The sequence below is a fragment of the Roseburia sp. AM23-20 genome (genome assembly GCF_003470905.1).
GTDB classification, from domain to species: Bacteria; Bacillota; Clostridia; order Lachnospirales; family Lachnospiraceae; genus Roseburia; species Roseburia rectibacter.
On sequence record NZ_QRHS01000012.1, the window covers coordinates 48,378 to 69,934 of the forward strand.

The window sequence follows — 21,557 nt, forward strand, 5'->3', positions numbered from 1 at the left end:
AACTGTTTTGAACTCCCTCGAAAGGATATCAAAAAAGGAATTTTGGCGAAAACTTTTTTGAAACCGGGTTTTTCTTTGACAAAGATTTTTGTTCCTGACTCCTATAATGGGATGCACCCGAAAAAATCAGCCGGATGAGATCTGGTGGATGGCGGGGAAAATAAGAAAGTGTAAGGAGACAGTAAATGAAAAAGACCAGAATCAGACAAATGATATTCAGTATACTTGGGAGCCTGGTATGCAGTGTCAGTGTGATGGGATGTTATCCGCTTGTGCCCGCATATTTTACGGCACTCTATTTAGAGCAGGTAAACGGAGTCATGCTGCTTGCGTTTATGTACATAGGAATGACCATATTTATGCCGCTTACCGCTGCGGTAAAATATGGAGTAACACTGATCGTTATGATTGGTGCTGTAAAGCTGATCGAATGGGCAAATGAAGGATGTCCTGCATTTTTAGCAGGTGTGATGGCGGGGCTTACCACACTGATCTTATCGTTTTGCGGGAGTCTTCTGGAATGGAAAAACCAGCCGGCTGGTGCGGCGGTATTTTTAGAGTCTATATTTATATTTGGTGCAGTGATCCTTTTAAACCGCAGCATTCATTTCCTGATGGAGTGGACACCTGTGCAGCAGAAAACGGAGGATCTGCCGGAGACAGGAAATGGCGAGCGTTTAAAAAATTATGCGGAATCTTTCCAGGGACTATCTCAGATTTTCTTAAATATGAGCACAGGAAAAGAAAAATATGCAGCGGACGAGCTTGGCAGGGTACAAAATGAGCTGACCGGAAAAGTCTGTGCTTCCTGCGATTCCTGCACACTTTGCTGGGAGAGGGACTGCACACCGCTTTATGGGATTTTGTCCTCGATGATCACCTCAATCTGGCAGAAGGGGGAGCCGGGAGCAGAAAATGAGGCAGAACTGAAAAAGTATTGTGCAAAAAGCCGGGATATGGTGGAGGAGGCAGTACGTGTATTTGAACGTGTCAGTTTAAATCATGCATGGTACAACCGGCTTTTGGAAAACAGGCAGGTGATCGCGGAACAGCTTGATGCCATGGCATATATCATGCAGGACTGTGCAAGAGAAGAACGCGTGCTTGATGCGCAGGAGAGGAGGGCAATCTCCGAGATACGCTACCGTGCGAAAGAGAAGGGAATCTCGATTGAGGAGATTCATCTGATCGAGACATTAGATGGCAGGTTAAAACTGAGTGCGACTTTAAAAAGCAGAAGGGGAGGGTGCATTGCTTTAAAATCATTTGTGACCGCGGCAGAACATGCTTTAGGAAAGCAGATGCGTGCAGCGGCAGATACGAAAACTTTTATTTCGAGGGAACCGGTCAGTTATGTTTTTTATGAGGATACGGTGTACCGCAATGTGCAGGGAATTGCGAGAGTCAAAAAAGACGGGGCAAAAATATCGGGAGATAATTTTTCTTTTCTGGAGTTAGAGCGGGGGGAATTCCTTCTTGGACTTTCTGACGGCATGGGTTCCGGAAGCATGGCATGTAAAGAGAGTGAGATGGTATTAGACCTTGTTGAGCGTTTTTTAGAGGCAGGTTTTTCTGTGGAGACAGCGATCCGCATGATGAATTCTGCGATGGTCATGAAAGGAGCAGATGATCTGTATTCCACAGTTGATCTCTGCAAGATCAATCTGTATACAGGAATGGCAAGGTTATATAAGATCGGTGCGGCGGCAACTTTTATAAAGAGAGGAACGGAGGTGGAATGTATTGCTTCACAGAGCCTGCCGGTGGGAGCACAGGTACAGATGGATATTTCCATGCAGGAAACAAAACTCATGGGTGGTGATTTTGTTGTCATGGTAACGGATGGTGTGTTAGAATATCTGCATGTAAAGAAACCGGAGGACACCATGCAGGAGATCATAGAGAGCATACAGACGAATAATCCGGGGATACTGGCAAAGAAGATCATGGAGCGTGTGATGCTTTTTACGGGAGGAAAGGCTAAGGATGATATGACCGTGTTAGCGGCATGTATATGGGAAAAATAAATGACAGAAGATGTATTAAACTGGATCAAAAAAGAAAAACTGATGACAGAAGGGGATACCGTGATCGTAGGGCTGTCCGGTGGGGCGGATTCTGTGGCACTTTTGCTGGTGCTTTTGGAATTGCGCGAAAGAATCGGATACACGCTTTTGGCAATACATGTAGAGCACGGTATCCGGGGAGGAGAGAGCAGGAAGGATGCAGCGTTTGCAGAAGAACTCTGCAGACAAAAAGGGGTTCCATGCAGGATATGTCCGGTCAGTGTGCCGGAATATGCGGCTGCGGAGGGACTTGGCATTGAGGAAGCTGCGAGGATACTCCGTTATGACTGTTATCAAAAGGAGGCAGAGAAACTTAAGAAAAACGGAGCGGGACATGTCTGCATTGCCCTTGCACATCATGCAAATGACAATGCAGAGACGGTTTTGTTTCAGATGGCGAGAGGGAGCGGAATCCATGGAATGTGCGGAATGCACCCGAAGCGTGTACTTGCAGGAGACATTTCCATTGTGCGTCCGCTTCTTTGTGTTTCAAGAAAACAGATTGAGGAGTACCTTGATAAAGCCGGTCAGGAGTACCGGACAGATGGCACTAATCTGGATATAAATTACAGCAGAAACCGTATCCGTCACTGTGTTCTGCCGGAACTGTTAAAGGTCAATGAACAGTCGGTTTCCCATATCAATCAGAGTGCACTGCTTTTACAGCAGGCAGTTGATTATATGGAACAGGAGACTAAAAAGGCAATGCAGACATGCTGCGCTTTTACAGATGGCGCATATACTATTTTAAAAAATGAGTGGCAGCAGTATCCTGATATCATCCGGCAGGAGATCGTTCATGCGGTATTAGGAAAAGCATCTGGCAGCAGGAAAGATATCGGTATGGTACATGTGCAGGATGTCTGTGCCCTGATGGAAAAACAGACCGGACGTGAGATCATGCTTCCGTATCAGGTGACGGCATGCAGGGTCTATGAAGGGGTAAGACTGCGCCGTGGGGAAATCCAAAAGGATGTCGGGGGAGCATGGAAGAAGCTGGAACCTGAAGATAAAAACGAAAATGTCCGGCCGGTTTATAAGCTCACAGAGACAGATTTTGCAAAATTAGAAGCGGGAGAAACGGTAACGATCACATTGCCGGATGCCAGTGTGAGCCTCAGACTGCTTTTATTTTCGGGAAAAATTGACGAAATTCCTAAAAATCAGTATACGAAATGGCTGAATTATGATAGGATAGAATGTGGCTTGCAGTTTCGGAGCCGGGCATCCGGAGATTATCTGACGGTGGATGATGCAGGACACAAAAAGAAATTAAAGAGCTATTTTATTGATGAAAAAATACCGCAGATAAAAAGAGATCACATATGGCTTTTAGCGCAGCAGTCGCATGTGTTATGGGTCATTGGCGGGCGGATCAGTGCCGTCTGCAAAATAAAAGAAGATACAAAAAGGATCCTGGAAGTAAGGATCGACGGAGGAAATTATCGTGAAGATTAAAAACATTAATGTTCATTTTACGGAAGAAGAGATTGACAAGAAGATCAGGGAATTAGGTGCAAGGATCAGTGAGGATTACGCAGGGGAATCTGTATGTCTGATCTGTATTTTAAAGGGAGCATCTTTCTTTACCTGTGAGCTGGCAAAAAGAATCACCGTACCGGTGGAAGTGGAATTTATGTCAGTTTCCAGTTATGGTTCCGGCACAGAATCCAGTGGTATCGTAAAGATCGTACAGGATTTATCAACCAGTATTGAAGGAAAAAATGTTATTGTTGTTGAGGATATCATCGATACAGGAAGAACTTTAAGTTATCTTTTAGAGAATTTGAAAACAAGAAGTCCAAAGAGCGTTCGTCTGTGTACACTGCTTGACAAACCGGACCGCAGGGTTGTGGATGTAAAGGTTGACTATGTCGGATTTGAGATACCGGACGAGTTTGTAGTAGGTTATGGCCTTGATTATGATCAGCAGTACCGTAATCTGCCTTATATTGGATTTGTGGAGATAGAGGAATAAAGGAGAAAAAGGATTGAATAATAAGAGAAGCGGTTTTAGAGGATTTGGAGTATATCTGATATTAGTGCTTGCTGTCATTGCAATCTGGTACTGGCTCGACGGTAGCAATGTGACCAATACTTATACGAGGCAGCAGTTTGAGACGGCGTTAGCAGAAGGTAAGGTGACACAGGTTAATGTGGTACCGAACCGTGAGGTGCCTACGGGAAGTGTGAACATTACATTCAGCGATTCGAGTACGCAGGTGATGCTTGTCTCTGACGTAGCAGAGATTGAGCAGTATATGCGGGAAACCGGATTTAAGACCTATACGGTACAGAATCCGCCGGAGGAGAGCTGGCTTTTGACACTGCTTCCATATCTGATCATTTTTGCTGCGATGTTCATTTTCTTTATGATCATGACAAATCAGGCGGCAGCAAATTCAGGTGGCGGAAGCAAGATGATGAATTTTGGAAAGAGCCGTGCGAGAAGGATGAGTGATGATCCGGCGAAACGTGTGAAGTTCTCGGATGTGGCAGGATTGCAGGAAGAAAAAGAAGAGTTAGAAGAAATCGTTGATTTCTTACGCGCACCGAAGAAATATACACAGCTTGGTGCGAGAATCCCCAAAGGTGTACTTTTGGTGGGACCTCCTGGTACCGGTAAGACATTGCTTGCAAAAGCGATCGCAGGAGAGGCGGGAGTACCATTTTTCTCTATTTCAGGTTCTGATTTTGTAGAGATGTTTGTCGGTGTCGGTGCATCGAGAGTTCGTGACCTTTTTGAGGAAGCAAAGAAAAATGCACCGTGTATCATTTTTATCGATGAGATCGATGCAGTTGCAAGACGAAGAGGAACAGGTATGGGCGGCGGTCACGACGAGCGCGAGCAGACCTTAAACCAGATGCTTGTCGAGATGGACGGATTTGGCGTGAATGAAGGCATTATTGTCATGGCTGCGACCAACCGTGTGGATATCTTAGATCCGGCGATCATGCGTCCGGGACGTTTTGACCGTAAAGTTGTTGTGGGTCGCCCGGATGTGCGCGGAAGAGAGGAGATCCTTTCCGTTCATGCAAAAAACAAGCCTCTTGGCGATGACGTTGACTTAAAACAGATCGCACAGACAACAGCAGGATTTACCGGTGCAGATCTTGAAAATCTTCTGAATGAAGCTGCGATCGTTGCGGCAAAAGATAACCGCGCCTATATCAGACAGGATGATATCAAGAAGTCCTTTGTAAAAGTCGGAATCGGTGCGGAGAAGAAAAGCCGCGTGATCTCTGACAAGGAAAAACGTATCACGGCATTCCACGAATCCGGTCATGCAATCTTATTCCATTTATTACCGGATGTAGGACCTGTTTATTCTGTTTCGATCATTCCGACCGGAAGCGGCGCTGCAGGATATACCATGCCTTTGCCGGAAAAGGATGAGATGTTTAACACGAAGGGCAAGATGTTACAGGATATCGTTGTATCACTTGGCGGACGTGTGGCGGAAGAACTTGTATTTGATGACATCACGACCGGGGCATCACAGGATATCAAGCAGGCGACCCAGATGGCAAAAGCCATGGTCACTAAATATGGTATGTCTGATAATATCGGTCTGATCTGCTATGACAATGATGATGATGAAGTATTCATCGGACGTGATCTTGCACATGCCAGAGGATACAGCGAGGGTGTAGCAAGTGCGATCGATCAGGAGATCAAGCGTATCATTGATGAATGTTATGCGAAAGCAAAGCAGATGATCACAGATAACCGTGATGTATTAGATGCCTGTGCAAACCTTCTGTTAGAAAAAGAAAAGATCAGCCAGCAGGAATTTGAAGCATTATTTGATAAATAATTGTGCAAAATTTTCTGTTTTCGGAAATATTTAGTACCAAGGTACTGTACAATATGTATAAAAACAACTATAAAAAATTGTGAACTTTGTGCACACTTATTTGCGGGGGCATGCTATTATAATAACCGTAAAAACCCCCCAATAGATTATATATAGTTTTTGCTATACCCCATAGTAAAAATACCTTCTCCTAAAAATGGAACCTGACCCCAGGTTTCATTTTTTTTGTCTATAACCGGATTATCTCCGGATCAGATCAACATTACATAATTGAAAAAAATTTCCAATTATATCTTGACACATTAGCGAACTAAAGTTATAATCCTAGTAATCTTATAGGAAATATATGAAAAGAAAAAGCAGCTACAGAAGACACAGATTTTACATATGCATGATGCAGGTTTTACGGAGTGGAGGGACAATGAGAAAGAGGATGGCAGCAATCCTTGCGGCAGTGATGCTTGCAATGGAGACATTCGCCGGATGCGGCAGTGTGGCAGATGCGGATACAGTAGAGATTGTCAATGTTTCCTACGATCCGACCAGAGAATTATACAAGGCCTACAATACCATGTTTGAACAACACTGGGAAGAACAGGCAGGGCAGAAAGTAAGGATCATCCAGTCTCATGGCGGTTCCGGAAAACAGGCACTTGAGGTTGCAAACGGACTGGACGCAGATGTGGTAACACTTGCATTAGAAGGTGATATCCAGACCATTTCCGATTTCGGGCTGATCGATCCCGGATTCGTATCAGAGTTTCCGGATGACAGTGCTCCATATACCTCAACGATCGTATTTCTTGTGCGGAAAGAAAATCCCAAACAGATCAAAGACTGGGATGATCTGCTAAAGTCCGATGTCAGTGTCATTACACCGAATCCGAAGACTTCCGGCGGGGCGAGATGGAATTATCTTGCAGCGTGGTACTATTTTGAAAGTCAGGGAGAGAGTGAAGAAGAGATCACGGAGCATATGAAAACGTTATATCAGAATGTGTTGGTATTAGATTCCGGCGCACGCGGTTCGACGACCACATTCATTGAAAATGGTCAGGGTGATGTTTTAATTGCATGGGAGAATGAAGCATTTTTATCCATGCGGGAAGAGCCGGGGGAATATGAGATCGTTGTTCCATCGGCATCGGTACTCTGTCAGCCGACCGTGGCAGTTGTGGATGAAGTGGTTGACCGGAGAGGCAGCAGGGCTGTGGCAGAGGAATACTTAAATTATCTGTATTCGGATGAGGCACAGAAACTTGTGGGAGAAAATTATTACCGTCCGGCAGATCCGGATATTGAAAAGGAATTTTATACAGAGGAAGGAACACGTGAGATCGCAGAAATTCCTTCCGATGGAAAATGGATGGTGACGGATGTTGATCTGGCAGATATCAGTCATTTTGGGGGATGGAATACAGTGATAGAGAAACATTTCTCAGATGGCGGGATCTTCGATACAATCTATGAACGTAACAGATAATGATGAAGGGGGCAGGATTCATATGAAAAAAAGTAAAAATAAACGAGTGATCCCCGGATTCGGGCTGTCATTTGGGATCACCATAACAATGCTTGGACTGATCGTTATTATTCCGTTATGTTCGCTGGTTATATTTTCTGCGAAACTTTCACCGTCAGAATTTATTCAGACGATCACAAGACCGCGTGTTTTATCCAGTTATGCAGTCAGTTTTTTTACCGCATTTGTGGCGGCAGCGATCGATGCAGTTATGGGTATGATCATTGCATGGGTGCTTGTAAGGTATGATTTTCCGGGAAAAGCGATCATGGACGGCATCATAGAACTTCCATTTGCGCTTCCGACTGCAGTGGCGGGCATCGCACTGACACATCTGACTACGACGGAAGGCTGGGTAGGAGCATTTTTTCAGAAGTTTGGAATTAAGATCGCATATACAAGACTTGGAATCATCGTAGCACTGGTGTTTATCGGAATCCCGTTTGTTGTGCGGGCGGTGCAGCCGGTTTTGGAAAAAATAGATATCCAGTACGAGGAGGCGGCAAATATCCTTGGGGCAAACAGCAGACAGACAATGTTCCGCGTAATCTTACCGGAAATTTTACCGTCTCTGATTGCCGGATTTACAATGTCCTTTGCAAGAGGGCTTGGCGAATACGGAAGTGTGGTATTTATCGCAGGAAATACACCTTATGAGACAGAGATCGCACCGCTTATGATCATGTCAAAACTTCAGGAATTTGATTATGCAAGTGCAACATCGATCGCACTTGTCATGTTAGCGGCGGCATTTGTGATTCTTTTTATCAATGCATGGCTGCAGAGCAGGGCGTCGAAGATTGTCAGCGGTATCGCATAATATTGCAGGTGCATGGATATTGGCACAACATCTGTCAGATTTTATCAAAATCAGATAAAAGGAAGGAGAAAAGCTATGGAGATAAGAAAAAATTCAGGACCGTTCAAATGGATACTGATCGGCATCAGTGCTTTATTTCTTATAGTGATGCTGATACTGCCGCTCACATATGTCCTTGTAATTGCATTCGGGGAAGGCATCAAGGTATTTGTGGCAGCAGTTACCGATTATTATGCATTAAAAGCCATCGGACTTACATTAGAGGTAACGCTGATCGCAGTCGTTGTCAATACCATATTTGGAATAGCGGCATCCTGGTGTATCACGAGATTTCAGTTTCATGGTAAAAAGATCTTATCCACGCTGATCGATCTTCCGCTTACGATTTCACCGGTCATTGCCGGATTGATCTATATCCTGACATTTGGACGACAAAGTATCCTTTACGAGTATCTGCGGTCAGCGGGGATCAAGATGATATTTGCAGTACCGGGAATCGTGGTAGCAACCGTGTTTGTGACATTCCCATTTATTTCAAGGGAGATCATACCTGTGCTTTCCACACTTGGTACGGATGAGGAAGAGGCGGCAGCGCTGATGGGGGCAAATGGCTTTACGATTTTCCGGAAGATCACTTTTCCACATATCAAATGGGCACTGCTTTATGGAATCGTCCTTTGTACAGCAAGAGCAATGGGAGAGTTTGGTGCGGTGTCTGTTTTATCCGGACATCTTCAGGGAAAAACAAATACGATGCCGCTTTACATTGAACTTTTATATCAGGGTTATGATTTTACGGGTGCGTTTGCAGTATCGGCGATTCTGGTGTGTATGGCAGTCGTGATCTTAGTGCTTCGCAGTGTGTTAGAGCATAAGGGAAAAGAAGCGTAAAAATGTTACCGGAAGTACTTGACAGAGAATAGAAGGAACAAAAAAACAGATAATGCAGCATGGAAATGGAGCAGGTTATGACGGAACAAAATTATGTAGAACTTAGGCATGTGAATAAAAAATATAAAGATTTTCAGGCATCCGATGATATTAATTTTGGAATCGGAAAAGGAAAACTGATCGGTCTGCTTGGACCAAGCGGCAGTGGAAAAACAACGATCCTTCGGATGCTTGCAGGGTTAGAACATGCAGATTCCGGGGAGATCATTATTGATGGAAAAGTCGTTAATGATGTGCTGGCGAGTGAACGGGGAATCGGATTTGTGTTTCAGAACTATGCATTGTTCCGTTATATGACCGTATATGATAATATAGCATTTGGACTGGATGTAAAAAAATGGAAAAAATCGGATATTAAGCGCCGTGTGGATGAACTTGTGGAACTGGTAGGCTTAAAAGGATTTGAAAAGCGCTATCCGAACCAGCTATCCGGCGGACAGAGACAGAGGGTTGCGTTTGCAAGAGCCTTAGCACCGAATCCGGAACTTCTTCTTTTAGATGAACCGTTTGCAGCCATTGATGCAAAAGTGCGTCAGGAGCTTAGAAGCTGGCTTCGGGAGATGATCACGAGAGTCGGTATTACCAGTATCTTTGTCACACATGATCAGGATGAAGCGATTGAGGTTGCCGATGAGATCATCATAACCAACCACGGACACATCGAGCAGGCGGGAACTCCGATTGAGATATACAGCCAGCCGAAGACGCCATTTGTCACAGAATTCATGGGTAGTCCGACAAGGATCAGCAACATCACGAGTTTTCATGGATATGAGCAACTGGGTGAAGGTTTTCATGCTGTGGTAAGACCGGAGCATGTGAGTGTCACAAAGGAAACAGAGCAGAGCCGTTTTTCTTCTTCTGTGGAGGAAGGTGTTGTGGAGCGTGTGATGTTCCGTGGCAGAGAGGTAGAACTTCATGTGAGGGTACATGATGTGCTGCTTGTGGCTAACCGGAGATTAGAGGAGACTCCGATCACGGAGGGCGAGCGTGTCAATGTATTTATCTATCAGGTGTTTGCGTTCTTAGCAGACGGGGCGGGAATGCAGAATGTACAGATTGTAGAAAATGCCAATATCGAAACAGAGAAGCTGTTCTATATTTAAGGAGTCAGGAGAATAGAGATTATATGAAAACAGAAATCATTACATCAGATGTGCTGATCATTGGGGGTGGAACCTCCGGTTGTTACGCGGCACTGACGATCGCAGAGCAAAGACCGGAACTTAACGTTGTGATCGCAGAAAAAGCCAATATTATAAGAAGCGGCTGTCTTGCAGCAGGAGTGAATGCGTTAAATGCATACATTACAGAAGGGAGAAAGCCACAGGATTATGTGGACTATGCTACAAAGGACGCCAATGGCATTGTAAGAAGTGATCTGCTGCTCTCCATGTCGCAGGGATTAAATCGTGTGACAGCAAGGTTAGAGGAATTAGGACTTGTTATTTTAAAAGATGAAAATGGAAAATATGTGACAAGAGGCAACCGGAATATCAAGATCAACGGCGAGAACATCAAACCGATCTTAGCGGAAACTGTGAAGGCACAGAAAAATGTGAAGGTCATCAATCACGTGAACATCACAGATTACATTACTGCGCAGGATCAGGTTACCGGGGCATACGGTTTTGATGTCAATGAGAAAAAGGCATATATTTTTTCGGCAAAAGCCATTCTCTGTGCGACCGGTGGTGCGGCAGGACTTTACCGTCCGAACAATCCGGGATTTTCGAGACATAAGATGTGGTATCCGCCGTTTAATACAGGAGCCGGATATGCGATGGGAATTTTAGCCGGAGCAGAGATGACGACCTTTGAGATGCGTTTTATAGCACTCCGCTGTAAAGATACGATCGCACCGACCGGAACGATCGCACAGGGAGTCGGGGCAAAACAGATCAACTCACTTGGGGATGTCTATGAAACAAAATACGGCATTACGACAGAGGAACGTGTCTACGGTACGGTTGCAGAGAATCAGGAAGGCAGAGGACCGTGTTACCTGCATACGGAAGGAATCAAAGATGAGCAGGGCAAAGATCTGTTAAAAGCATATTTAAATATGGCACCGAGCCAGACTTTAAAATGGATCGAGAGTGGAAAAGAGCCGAATGAGCAGGATGTCGAGATCGAGGGCACTGAGCCTTATATCGTGGGTGGCCATACCGCGAGCGGTTACTGGATCGACGATGCGAGAAGAACCACCTTGAAAGGACTTTATGCAGCCGGAGATGTTGCAGGAGGATGCCCGCAGAAATATGTGACAGGAGCGCTGGTGGAGGGCGAGATAGCGGCGGAAACGATCTTAAAGGATCTTGAACTCGCAGATGCAGATCTGCAGTCAGAGGAAGAATTAGAAAAGCTGGCAGAAAAAGCAGACCGGGAATATGAAGCCTATTTTGCGGAGAAAAAATCATTCTTCGGTACGGAGCAGGTCGAGGAGGCAATGCAGAAGGTTATGGATGCCTATGCAGGTGGAATCGGAACCAATTACCGCTACAATGAAAAACAGCTTAATATCGCAGAAGAAAAAATTGACCAGCTTTTAGCACTGACAAAAGATCTGACCGCAAAAGATACAGATGATCTGTTACATATTTACGAAGTAAAGGAACGTTTAGTCGTATGTAAAAGTGTGATCGCACACTTAAAGGCGAGAAAAGAGACACGCTGGCGCGGTTTCGGACAGAATATGGATCATCCGGGAACAAAAGAAGAATGGAACAGGAAGGCAGTTAATTCCGTTTATGAAAATGGAAAGATCAAAATTCTGCTCCGTGATCTGGCACAGACACCGGATTTTGGTCAGAAAGGAGGCACCCTGTGAGCATAGCGATCAATAAAAGTAAATGTGTAAAATGCAGACGCTGCATCGAAGTATGTCCGGGAAACCTGATCAAGGCAGATGAAAACGGCAAGGCATACATCAAAGAGCCAAGAGACTGCTGGGGCTGCACATCCTGCGTCAAAGAGTGCAGGGCAGAGGCAATCGATTTCTTTTTAGGAGCCGACATCGGCGGCAGAGGCAGTACCTTAACCACCAAAGAGGATGGAGACTACCGCCTCTGGACAGTCACTGCCCCCGACGGCAGTCAGACCATTATACAGATCAATAAAAAAGATGCCAATAAATATTAAAACACAGCAAAATAGAGGAGGATATTTTATGAGTGGATTATCACATTTGGACGAACTGGAGGCAGAGGCGATCTACATCATCCGTGAAGTAGCCGCTGAGTGCGAAAAGCCGGTAATGCTTTATTCCATTGGAAAGGACAGCTCCGTTATGCTGCACCTTGCCATGAAAGCATTTTATCCGGAGAAGCCGCCTTTCCCATTTTTACATATCGATACGACCTGGAAATTCCGTGAAATGATCGAGTTTCGTGACCGCATTGCAAAAGAGAACGGCATTGAAATGCTGGTTTATACCAATCAGGAAGGTGTGGATGCCGGTATCAACCCATTTGACCACGGTTCCGCTTACACGGATATCATGAAGACACAGGCGTTAAAACAGGCACTCAAAAAATATGAGTTTACGGCAGCATTTGGCGGTGGCCGTCGTGATGAGGAAAAATCCCGTGCGAAAGAGAGAATTTTCTCTTTTCGTAATGAGGCACAGGCGTGGGACCCGAAAAACCAGAGACCGGAGATGTGGAAACTTTACAATACCAAGATCAATAAAGGTGAGAGCATCCGTGTATTCCCGATCTCAAACTGGACAGAAAAGGATATCTGGCAGTACATCAAACGTGAGAACATCGAGATCGTGCCACTCTATTTTGCAAAAGAGCGTCCGGTCGTATACCGTGACGGCAATATTATCATGGTGGATGATGACCGCTTCAAATTCCGTGAAGGTGAGAAGCCGGAGATGAAAAAAGTCCGTTTCCGTACATTAGGATGTTATCCGTTAACCGGCGGCGTTGAGTCCGATGCGGAGACTTTGGATGAGATTATTGATGAGACACTTGCAGCCGTATCTTCAGAGCGTACCAGCCGTGTGATCGATAACGAAGCGGCAGGCAGCATGGAGCGTAGAAAAAGGGAGGGGTATTTCTAAATGAAAGGTTTACTTAAATTTATTACCTGCGGAAGTGTGGATGATGGAAAATCCACATTGATCGGACATATTTTATATGATGCAAAACTGCTGTATGCAGATCAGGAGAAAGCACTTGAATTAGACAGTAAAGTTGGAAGCAGAGAGGGCGCTATCGATTATTCCCTGCTGCTTGACGGTCTGATGGCAGAGCGCGAGCAGGGTATCACGATCGACGTCGCATACCGTTATTTTACAACAGAAAAAAGAAGTTTTATCGTTGCAGATACCCCTGGACATGAAGAGTATACCAGAAATATGGCAGTTGGAGCTTCCTTTGCAGACCTTGCCATCATTCTTCTCGATGCAACACAGGGCGTGCTTGTGCAGACAAGACGCCATGCAAGGATCTGTGCACTGATGGGAATCCGTTACTTTGTATTTGCGGTAAACAAGATGGATCTGATCGGTTACGACCAGGAAAAATTTAATGCGATCCAGGCAGAAATTTTGCAGCTTGCAGGTGAACTTGGATTAGAGAGCGTTAAGATCATTCCGGTATCCGCAACAGAGGGTGATAATGTCACAAAGAAATCCGATAATATCCCATGGTACACAGGAGAACCGATCTTAACCTATCTCGAAGAAGTTGATGTGACAGAAAAGTCAAAAGAGCAGGGATTTTATATGCCGGTACAGCGTGTGTGCCGTCCAAACCATACGTTCCGCGGTTTCCAGGGACAGATTGAGGCAGGCGAAGTGCGTGTGGGTGATACATTAACCGTATTACCGGGCAATGAGACAGCCAATGTAAAAAGTATTTTGGTAGCCGGAAAAGAGGCAGATACTGCACAGACCGGACAGCCGGTTACCATTCAGTTAGATAAAGAGATCGATGTATCAAGAGGATGTGTGCTGGAAAATGGCAGCGGCATTACGGCAGCACAGAAATTTACCACAACACTTTTGTGGATGGATGATAATAAGTTGTCAGCAGGTGGCGATTACTTTATCAAACTTGGAACGAAACTGATCACAGGTACCGTAACAGAGATCACATATAAGATCGATGTGAATACCGGAGAACATCATTCAACCGATACATTAGGAAAGAATGAGATCGCAGTCTGCAATATCGTGCTGGATGAAAAGATCCCGCTTGATGTATTTAAGAAACATAAGACTATGGGCGAACTGATCTTAATCGACCGTGTGACGAACATGACGTCTGCCTGCGGTGTTGTAGAGCAGTTTGTAAGCGGCAATGAGACAGATGAGCCGGTATTTGTTTATGGAGATTTAAAGGCACGGGGAGATATCTTTGAAGAGTTCTACTATAACATGGAGAAATCTTCCATTGCAAAACACAAACCGGAACAGAAAACATACACAGTAGGCGATGAGATCCCGACAAAGAGTGAAACTTATGAATATCCGGAGTATTTTGATATTCTGATATTAAGAGACCAGGTTGCAGTACAGGTGCGTGACAATAAGATCGAAGCGATCCTTCCATTAGGTGAATACCGTTACTCAGGTGTTCCGGTTGTAAATGGAAGAGGATTTGCAGTGAATGTAAAATCACAGAAAGACTTACAGACATTCTTAGATGGATATGGACAGGGAGAGGCAGATACAGAGTTCTGGAATCATTGGCTGACATTCGGAACTTACCGCAAAGTGATCTTCCATGAAAACTATTGGGAAATCTGATGCGCAATCGTTTGTGCAAAATTTTAGTACCAGTTCAAAAGCTGGTACTAAGGTACTGTTTATTTTGTATAGTTTGAGCCGTAAAAAAAGTTTAAGTTTGTGCACACTTATCCTGCCGCTCATGCTATTATAATTACTGTAAAAACCCCCCAATACATTATATATAGTTTTTGCTATACCCCATAGTAAAAATACCTTCTCCTAAAAAGATAGCTAGCCGATAGCTATCTTTTTTTATTTGCAAAAGTACAGTAGACATCGTAATAAATATGATCTTTTGCTATCATCTGTATATCGGATAAAATAATTGGCTAACAGAGGATAATGTGCTATAAAAATATTAGGTATGTGCTTGGATTTTTTCATTGCTAAAGTACCATTCTGTGTTATAATAAAATAGAATTTTCGTAAATTTTCGTAGATGAGGAGGAAAATTCTCTGATTATCGGAGAATTTATATTTTATGAATCAGGAAGAATCAGTTTATGAATTAAATCGTATACAAAGATATATTATGCAGATGCGTCCACTGTTGAAAAAGAATGCGCTATTTTCAGATGGAACGGCAGATTACAGACAGCCGGTGGAACCAAAAGCCGGTGAAGAAGTGACGATCCGGTTCCGTACAGCACGTGACAATGTCGATATCGTCTGGTTGTGCACGCAAGATAAAAAATATAAAATGAAAAAAACAGAGACCGAGGGAGCCTTTGACTATTATGAGGTAAAGATCACGCTTGGTGAGGAACCGTTTTACTATTATTTTAAGGTAGCAAGCGGTATGTTAAATGTGTATTATGACCGTTATGGCATCAGCAAGGAAAAACGTGACGAGTACCGTTTCTGTATCATTCCTGGATTTTCAACACCGGACTGGTCAAAAGGTGCTGTTATGTACCAGATCTTAGTTGACCGTTTTTATAATGGTGATACATCAAATGATGTGTTGACGGATGAGTATTATTATATCCGTTCTACCAGCAGAAAGATGGATAGCTGGGATCAGTGTCCGTCTGATTTTTCTGTCGCAGAGTTTTACGGTGGAGATCTCGAGGGAGTCAGACAAAAACTGGGTTATCTGCAGAATCTTGGCGTGGAAGTAATTTATTTTAACCCATTATTTGTGTCACCTTCCAATCACAAATATGATATTCAGGATTATGACTATATAGATCCTCATTACGGTAAAATCGTAGAGGATGGTGGAGAACTGTTAAAAGATGGCGTGAGTGATAACCGGAAAGCAACACGCTATATTAACCGTGTAACGAATAAGAAAAATCTTGAGGCGAGCAATGAATTTTTTGCAGAGCTGGTGAAAGAGATTCATGCGCGCGGCATGAAAGTTATCTTAGACGGTGTATTTAATCATTGTGGTTCTTTCAATAAGTGGCTTGACCGGGAGGAAATCTATCAGGTAAGCGGGGATTATGAGGATGGTGCGTTTATTTCAAAAGACAGTCCATATCGTAATTTCTTTGGCTTTCAGGATCAGTTTGCATGGCCTTATAATACGACTTACGAAGGCTGGTGGGGGCATGATACGCTGCCAAAACTCAACTATGAAGGTTCTGAAAAATTGTATGATGACATTATGCGTGTTGCAGCAAAATGGGTATCACCGCCATACAATGCAGATGGCTGGAGACTTGATGTTGCTGCAGATTTAGGACATTCCCCGGAAATGAACCATAAGTTCTGGAGAGATTTCCGTAAATCAGTAAAAACAGCAAATCCCAATGCAATTATTCTGGCAGAACATTACGGTGATCCAAAAGAATGGCTGCAGAAAGGTGACCAGTGGGATACCGTTATGAATTATGACGCGTTCATGGAGCCGCTGACATGGTTTTTAACCGGTATGGAAAAACACAGTGATGAATCAAAGCCACAGTTAAAGGGAAGTTTGAAAGATTTTGAGGGTTCCATGCGTCATTATATGGCAAGCTTCCAGACATCACAGCTTTTGTGTGCCATGAATGAGCTTTCGAATCATGATCATTCCAGATTTATGACAAGAACCAATGAAAAAGTGGGACGTGCAGCAGCACTTGGTACCGCAGCCGCTGAGGAAGGAATAAAGCCGGCAGTATTCCGTGAGGCGGTCGTTGTTCAGATGACATGGCCGGGAGCACCGACGATTTATTATGGAGACGAGGCGGGACTCTGCGGATTTACAGATCCGGATAACAGACGTACCTATCCATGGGGAAAAGAGGATGTCGTTCTGATCGATTTTCACCGTGATATCATCCATATCCACAAAGAAAACGAGGCACTCCGCACCGGCTCCCTCATGTTTTTAAATGGAACTTCCGCGAACGGAAATCATACAGGCAGTAATGCAGATGGTAATCTGCGAGCAGATGATAATCTGCTTTGTTACGCAAGATTTAACCGCAGTCAGCAGTTTGTTGTTCTGGTAAATAATAAAGAGGAAGAACGTGATGTAACGCTTGAGGTATGGCAGTGCGGTATACCGAAAAATGCGGTATTAGAGCGTGTGATCATTTCAAATGAGACAGGTTATTCCCTGATGCCGAAAAATTATGAAGTAGTGGATGGAGTGCTTAAAGTAAGCATGCAGAAATATTCTGCTGTTGTTCTGATGTATGACAGAACAAGAGACTAACTACAAAGAAGATAGAAAAGAATAGTGCATTATTTTTCGGGGAATTAGAAAAGACTGGAAAGGGACAACGGAAAGGAGTTACGTCGAATGATAGATATATATACAGAAAAAAGAGACTCAAAAGACTGGATACTTCAGAACGACTTGTATTTCAACTTAAATACAGGTAATGAAGAAATGTCACAGAATGAAGTTGATTTAATTCGACAGGTGGATGGGGCAAAACTGACTCCAGATAAGCACATAGAAACAAAATATGGCTTAGGTACGATCCGTAATCTGTCATCAGGCTGCAAGACATTACTCAATATTGTGAAGCATCCGGATAAAGTAGTAAATGCAGAGGAATGTGGTCCGAATGTACTTAAAATCATTTTTACAATGGACAATATAAAGATATACATGTCAAGACCAACCCTGTTTGACATACCAGATGATGTAAAAATCAGATTTAATGGTTCTGATATTGTTATTGGAGGAAGGGGTTATAATGCCTGGTGGAGTAAGGAGTATGAGAGGAGAGAGGCAGATGATTTATAAGAGTATTACATTTAAAGCAGATCCATTTTCATACGATTTAGAATTCGATGACAGAATAACGCTTGTTGGGGGCGATAGCGGTGTTGGTAAAACAGTACTTTATGAAATATTGGAAGATGTAAGACTTACGGATGAATACAGGGCTATCAAATTATTTAATTACAGGTCAGATAATTTTTCAGAATCAATAAAGCAATGCAGAGATAGCTTTATTGTGGTAGATAATGCGGATAATCTGATAAATGATGAAGTTAGAAAATTTATTAATTTTGAATTATCAAATCAATATATGCTTTTCCTACGGAATTGTGATGGACTGAATGTATCAGATCAGAGTTTCAAGGTTTTGAAGTTTGATAATAATAAGATAACACTGGAAGAGGAGTTGTGATATGAAGTATTTATGGACAGAAGATACCGGTGCAGGGCTTCATTTCTGGAAATTGGTTAATCAACTTTTCTTTGATGATGAATTTATAGTTGAAAGCAAGGGGAGCAATCAGGGATTGTTGGATGCAGTATTGGATTTAGATATTAAAGATGATGATAAATATTATATTGCATTTGATTATGTGGTTGATAATCAGGATATTCGGAATAAATATCGTGTGTTGAAATCAATAGAAAAAAGTTCAGAAGGAAAGATTATAATTCTGGATATGATTTGCTTTGAATACCTGATTCTTGCATTTGATAAACTTGTAGAGTGGACAGGCACTGGAAAGACAGATAAAATTAAAATTCGTGAAGAGGTTTTGAAAGCAGTTGAGAACCATAGAATCAATTTATTAAAGATTGATGACGAGAAGACATTGCAGTATATAGCTGGTTTTAACAGATATTCTACGGAGCGGGTGATGAAATCATTGGCAGGTGAATTTACGCAAAACGAGAAATGGTCTGTTAAGGGTTCTCTTATGGGTGAGTGTTGGTATAAGGATTGTTGTGTGTCGGAGCATTCGGATAGTCTTAGGTGTGGTAAGCCTGAGGTTGAGGATGGAAGTGGGAAGATGCGTATGCTGATACAGTCGGAGGAAATAAAGAAAATTTTATCAATTATTACGGAAATTCAAGGATAAAAAATGCTTGCATAAAAGAAGCCACTATGCTATAATCTTTTCTTGTCAGAGCGCATTTTGTGTATCTGGTGAATGGGCAGATTCCCGAGTGGCCAAAGGGGACAGACTGTAAATCTGCTGCAATTTGCTTCGGTGGTTCGAATCCACCTCTGCCCATTATGTATTGTCCGGTAGGATGACATTTTTAAGTAGCTCGTGAGTGAAAGTCTTCGAACATAGGCGGCAGTACATATGAAAAATGCCGGCGTGGCGGAACTGGCAGACGCGCAGGACTTAAAATCCTGTTGTAGAAATACAGTACCGGTTCGATTCCGGTCGCCGGCATTATAGAGAGAAGTAAGACATCGGTTTTAGAACCGGTGTTTTTTTAATTCATAGGAAATTACGTCCTATGAATCAAAAAGCCCTCCGGGCGGGATGGGCATCTTGCGGAGAAGAAGTTAGCTGTAAACAGCACCGATCGGGCATTTTAAAATTTTAGCGCAAATAGGGTGTTAACTATTGGTGGATTTGTGCTATAATGCAATTATTCAATTTATACTATAAGAAGGGAAAACCGTGTTCAGATTTGATACGGAAGAAAGGTACGATGAAACAGGAAAAAGTTACATTCATTCATTCCATTTCGGCAAAAATTACACTCCTTGCCGTTTTTATTGTTGTTGTATCATTGGTGGGAAGTATGATCAATGCCAGTTCAAAGTCGAGTGATGTTGTTGAGACAGTCAATGCGCATTACATCCTAAGTCTGGCAGAGATGGGAGCGCAGACGATTGGAAATATTCCGGCAGAGATAGCAACGGATGAACAGTTTTCTAGGGTTGTAAGTGATATCAGCATGAAAGGCGTAGACAGTGCATATGCTTATCTGGTGTCAGCGGATGGCACAATGCTTTATCATCCGACAGCAGACAAGATCGGAAAAACGGTTGAAAATCCCGTTATTAAAGGTGTGGTATCACAGCTTGCATCCGGAACCGTTCCGGAGGATGCTGTTGTTGAATATGATTTTAATGGTGCAATCAAGTATGCAGGGTATGCCCTGACACCGGATCACATGATCGTGGTCGTATCGGCTGATAAGAGTGATATTGTAGAGCCGGTCAATGAGATGATCCGTTCTATGTGTATCACAGCAGCGATAACGCTTGTTGTATGTGTGATCATTGGCTATGTGTTAAGCCGTTTTATCTGCGCACCGCTTGAAAGCCTGACAGAGATTATAAAGAATACTGCAAATCTGAATTTCAGTCACAATGCAAAAAGTGATGGTCTGTGCAAAAGAACAGACGAAACCGGTTTCATGGCGCGTGAACTTCGTATCATGAGAAAGAATCTGCGTGAAATGGTTGCAAATATTGATACGGCAAGCCAGCAGATCACCGGAAATGTAGATGGATTAAAACAGGTAACTGAGACCGTAGACCATATGTGTTCGGATAACTCAGCAACCAGCCAGCAGCTTGCAGCAGGCATGCAGGAGACAGCCGCAACTACTGTAAATATCAATGAGAATGTCGGTACCATGAAAGATGAAGCTGAGCGGCTTACAGAGATGGCAGAAAAAGGTGCAGATGTTTCCAATGAAGTTATGGACAGAGCAAAGAATCTGCGCAATAAAACAGTAACTGCGAGCTCCCGTACTATGGACATGTATACAAGTGTCAAAGAGAAATCCGAAAAGGCGATCGAGGGATCAAAGGCAGTTGAAAAGATCAATGAACTGACCAATACCATTATGGAGATCTCTTCGCAGACCGGACTTTTAGCTTTGAATGCAAGTATTGAGGCTGCAAGAGCCGGAGAGGCAGGACGTGGATTTGCAGTTGTTGCGACAGAGATCGGAAGCCTTGCAGACCAGACTTCAAAAGCAATCGCTGATATCGGTAATATTGTAAAAGCCGTCAATGAAGCAGTTGGCAATATGACAGAGTGTCTGGGTGAAACGACAGAATTTCTGGAAACGAATGTAATTGAAGATTATAAAGAGTTTGAAAAGGTTGGCGAACAGTATCAGGAAGATGCAGATGTATTCAAGTCTAACATGAATCAGGTAAAAGATTCCATGCTGCAGCTTTCAGATCTGATTGAGTCGATCGCACAGGCGTTAAGCGGCATCAATGATACTGTGGGCGAAGCCGCAGTCGGTGTATCCGATATTGCTGAAAAAACAAGCGGTATGGTTGAAAAAACAGGCGCTACACATGATATGGTATCTGAATGTTACTCCTGTGCAGATAATCTGCGTGAGATCGTTGGCAAGTTTGTATTAAAATAAAATCTATTGTCATGAATCATGGCCTGTCCTCATAAGATGTGGTAATCACAGATTATGAGGGCAGGCTTTTTTGATTCATAGGAGATTACG

Annotated in this window: 17 protein-coding genes and 2 tRNA genes; all 19 read left to right on the forward strand. The window is 43.4% G+C overall.

Annotated features, from left to right (window positions below; genetic code table 11):
* Positions 1 to 185 precede the first annotated feature (185 nt).
* On the forward strand, positions 186 to 2,027 hold the full coding sequence (locus tag DW650_RS10600; RefSeq protein ID WP_117919952.1) for a SpoIIE family protein phosphatase: 1,842 nt from the start codon (positions 186 to 188) through the stop codon (positions 2,025 to 2,027).
* A complete protein-coding gene (tilS, locus tag DW650_RS10605; protein ID WP_118209880.1) occupies positions 2,028 to 3,524 on the forward strand; it encodes a tRNA lysidine(34) synthetase TilS in 1,497 nt (498 codons plus the stop codon). It abuts the gene before it with no gap.
* A complete protein-coding gene (hpt, locus tag DW650_RS10610; protein WP_117919956.1) occupies positions 3,514 to 4,044 on the forward strand; it encodes a hypoxanthine phosphoribosyltransferase in 531 nt (176 codons plus the stop codon). The genes tilS and hpt overlap by 11 nt, the downstream gene beginning before the upstream one ends.
* Positions 4,045 to 4,057: 13 nt before the next feature.
* Positions 4,058 to 5,884 carry an ATP-dependent zinc metalloprotease FtsH gene (ftsH, locus tag DW650_RS10615; protein ID WP_118209881.1) on the forward strand — a complete coding sequence of 609 codons (1,827 nt, stop codon included), beginning with the start codon at positions 4,058 to 4,060 and terminating at the stop codon, positions 5,882 to 5,884.
* A 421-nt stretch (positions 5,885 to 6,305) separates the two neighbouring features.
* Complete coding sequence (locus DW650_RS10620; RefSeq protein WP_118209882.1) at positions 6,306 to 7,367, forward strand: sulfate ABC transporter substrate-binding protein; 1,062 nt, start codon at positions 6,306 to 6,308, stop codon at positions 7,365 to 7,367.
* A 22-nt stretch (positions 7,368 to 7,389) separates the two neighbouring features.
* Complete coding sequence (gene cysT / locus DW650_RS10625) at positions 7,390 to 8,226, forward strand: sulfate ABC transporter permease subunit CysT (RefSeq protein ID WP_118209883.1); 837 nt, start codon at positions 7,390 to 7,392, stop codon at positions 8,224 to 8,226.
* Between the two features lie 75 nt (positions 8,227 to 8,301).
* Positions 8,302 to 9,117: a sulfate ABC transporter permease subunit CysW gene (cysW, locus tag DW650_RS10630; protein WP_118209910.1), complete on the forward strand. Its 816-nt coding sequence runs from the start codon at positions 8,302 to 8,304 to the stop codon at positions 9,115 to 9,117.
* A gap of 77 nt (positions 9,118 to 9,194) precedes the next feature.
* Entirely contained in the window at positions 9,195 to 10,283 is a 1,089-nt protein-coding gene (locus DW650_RS10635; protein ID WP_243102931.1) for a sulfate/molybdate ABC transporter ATP-binding protein, read from the forward strand.
* A 23-nt stretch (positions 10,284 to 10,306) separates the two neighbouring features.
* Positions 10,307 to 12,007: an adenylyl-sulfate reductase subunit alpha gene (locus tag DW650_RS10640; protein WP_118209885.1), complete on the forward strand. Its 1,701-nt coding sequence runs from the start codon at positions 10,307 to 10,309 to the stop codon at positions 12,005 to 12,007.
* On the forward strand, positions 12,004 to 12,318 hold the full coding sequence (locus tag DW650_RS10645; RefSeq protein ID WP_117919968.1) for a 4Fe-4S dicluster domain-containing protein: 315 nt from the start codon (positions 12,004 to 12,006) through the stop codon (positions 12,316 to 12,318). The genes DW650_RS10640 and DW650_RS10645 overlap by 4 nt, the downstream gene beginning before the upstream one ends.
* 28 nt (positions 12,319 to 12,346) lie before the next feature.
* Positions 12,347 to 13,246, forward strand: coding sequence for a sulfate adenylyltransferase subunit CysD (cysD, locus tag DW650_RS10650; RefSeq protein WP_006856328.1), 900 nt, complete (start codon positions 12,347 to 12,349; stop codon positions 13,244 to 13,246).
* The gene (locus DW650_RS10655; RefSeq protein WP_118209886.1) at positions 13,247 to 14,938 is read left to right on the forward strand and encodes a sulfate adenylyltransferase subunit 1; all 1,692 of its coding nucleotides are present in this window, start codon (positions 13,247 to 13,249) and stop codon (positions 14,936 to 14,938) included.
* 463 nt (positions 14,939 to 15,401) lie between these two features.
* Positions 15,402 to 17,570 carry a glycoside hydrolase family 13 protein gene (locus DW650_RS10660; protein ID WP_118209887.1) on the forward strand — a complete coding sequence of 723 codons (2,169 nt, stop codon included), beginning with the start codon at positions 15,402 to 15,404 and terminating at the stop codon, positions 17,568 to 17,570.
* Between the two features lie 87 nt (positions 17,571 to 17,657).
* A complete protein-coding gene (locus DW650_RS10665) occupies positions 17,658 to 18,110 on the forward strand; it encodes a DUF4869 domain-containing protein (RefSeq protein ID WP_117919976.1) in 453 nt (150 codons plus the stop codon).
* A complete protein-coding gene (locus DW650_RS10670; RefSeq protein ID WP_117919978.1) occupies positions 18,100 to 18,501 on the forward strand; it encodes an ATPase in 402 nt (133 codons plus the stop codon). Before DW650_RS10665 ends, DW650_RS10670 begins: the two co-directional genes overlap by 11 nt.
* Before the next feature lies 1 nt (position 18,502).
* Positions 18,503 to 19,189, forward strand: a complete 687-nt coding sequence (locus DW650_RS10675; RefSeq protein ID WP_118209888.1) for a hypothetical protein — start codon at positions 18,503 to 18,505, stop codon at positions 19,187 to 19,189.
* Between the two features lie 74 nt (positions 19,190 to 19,263).
* Positions 19,264 to 19,345, forward strand: a tRNA-Tyr gene (locus tag DW650_RS10680).
* An 84-nt stretch (positions 19,346 to 19,429) separates the two neighbouring features.
* Positions 19,430 to 19,513 (forward strand) — tRNA-Leu (locus DW650_RS10685).
* Positions 19,514 to 19,778: 265 nt separating this feature from the next.
* The gene (locus tag DW650_RS10690) at positions 19,779 to 21,467 is read left to right on the forward strand and encodes a methyl-accepting chemotaxis protein (protein ID WP_118209889.1); all 1,689 of its coding nucleotides are present in this window, start codon (positions 19,779 to 19,781) and stop codon (positions 21,465 to 21,467) included.
* The last annotated feature ends 90 nt before the right edge of the window (positions 21,468 to 21,557 follow it).

Coding starts and splice junctions, on each gene's coding strand:
- DW650_RS10640 (WP_118209885.1), top strand. CDS start 10,307: ATGAAAACAGAAATCATTACATCAGATGTGCTGATCATTGGGGGTGGA.
- cysD (WP_006856328.1), top strand. CDS start 12,347: ATGAGTGGATTATCACATTTGGACGAACTGGAGGCAGAGGCGATCTAC.
- DW650_RS10670 (WP_117919978.1), top strand. CDS start 18,100: ATGATTTATAAGAGTATTACATTTAAAGCAGATCCATTTTCATACGAT.
- cysW (WP_118209910.1), top strand. CDS start 8,302: ATGGAGATAAGAAAAAATTCAGGACCGTTCAAATGGATACTGATCGGC.
- DW650_RS10635 (WP_243102931.1), top strand. CDS start 9,195: ATGACGGAACAAAATTATGTAGAACTTAGGCATGTGAATAAAAAATAT.
- DW650_RS10665 (WP_117919976.1), top strand. CDS start 17,658: ATGATAGATATATATACAGAAAAAAGAGACTCAAAAGACTGGATACTT.
- DW650_RS10660 (WP_118209887.1), top strand. CDS start 15,402: ATGAATCAGGAAGAATCAGTTTATGAATTAAATCGTATACAAAGATAT.
- DW650_RS10600 (WP_117919952.1), top strand. CDS start 186: ATGAAAAAGACCAGAATCAGACAAATGATATTCAGTATACTTGGGAGC.
- DW650_RS10690 (WP_118209889.1), top strand. CDS start 19,779: ATGAAACAGGAAAAAGTTACATTCATTCATTCCATTTCGGCAAAAATT.
- DW650_RS10675 (WP_118209888.1), top strand. CDS start 18,503: ATGAAGTATTTATGGACAGAAGATACCGGTGCAGGGCTTCATTTCTGG.
- DW650_RS10620 (WP_118209882.1), top strand. CDS start 6,306: ATGAGAAAGAGGATGGCAGCAATCCTTGCGGCAGTGATGCTTGCAATG.
- cysT (WP_118209883.1), top strand. CDS start 7,390: ATGAAAAAAAGTAAAAATAAACGAGTGATCCCCGGATTCGGGCTGTCA.
- tilS (WP_118209880.1), top strand. CDS start 2,028: ATGACAGAAGATGTATTAAACTGGATCAAAAAAGAAAAACTGATGACA.
- DW650_RS10655 (WP_118209886.1), top strand. CDS start 13,247: ATGAAAGGTTTACTTAAATTTATTACCTGCGGAAGTGTGGATGATGGA.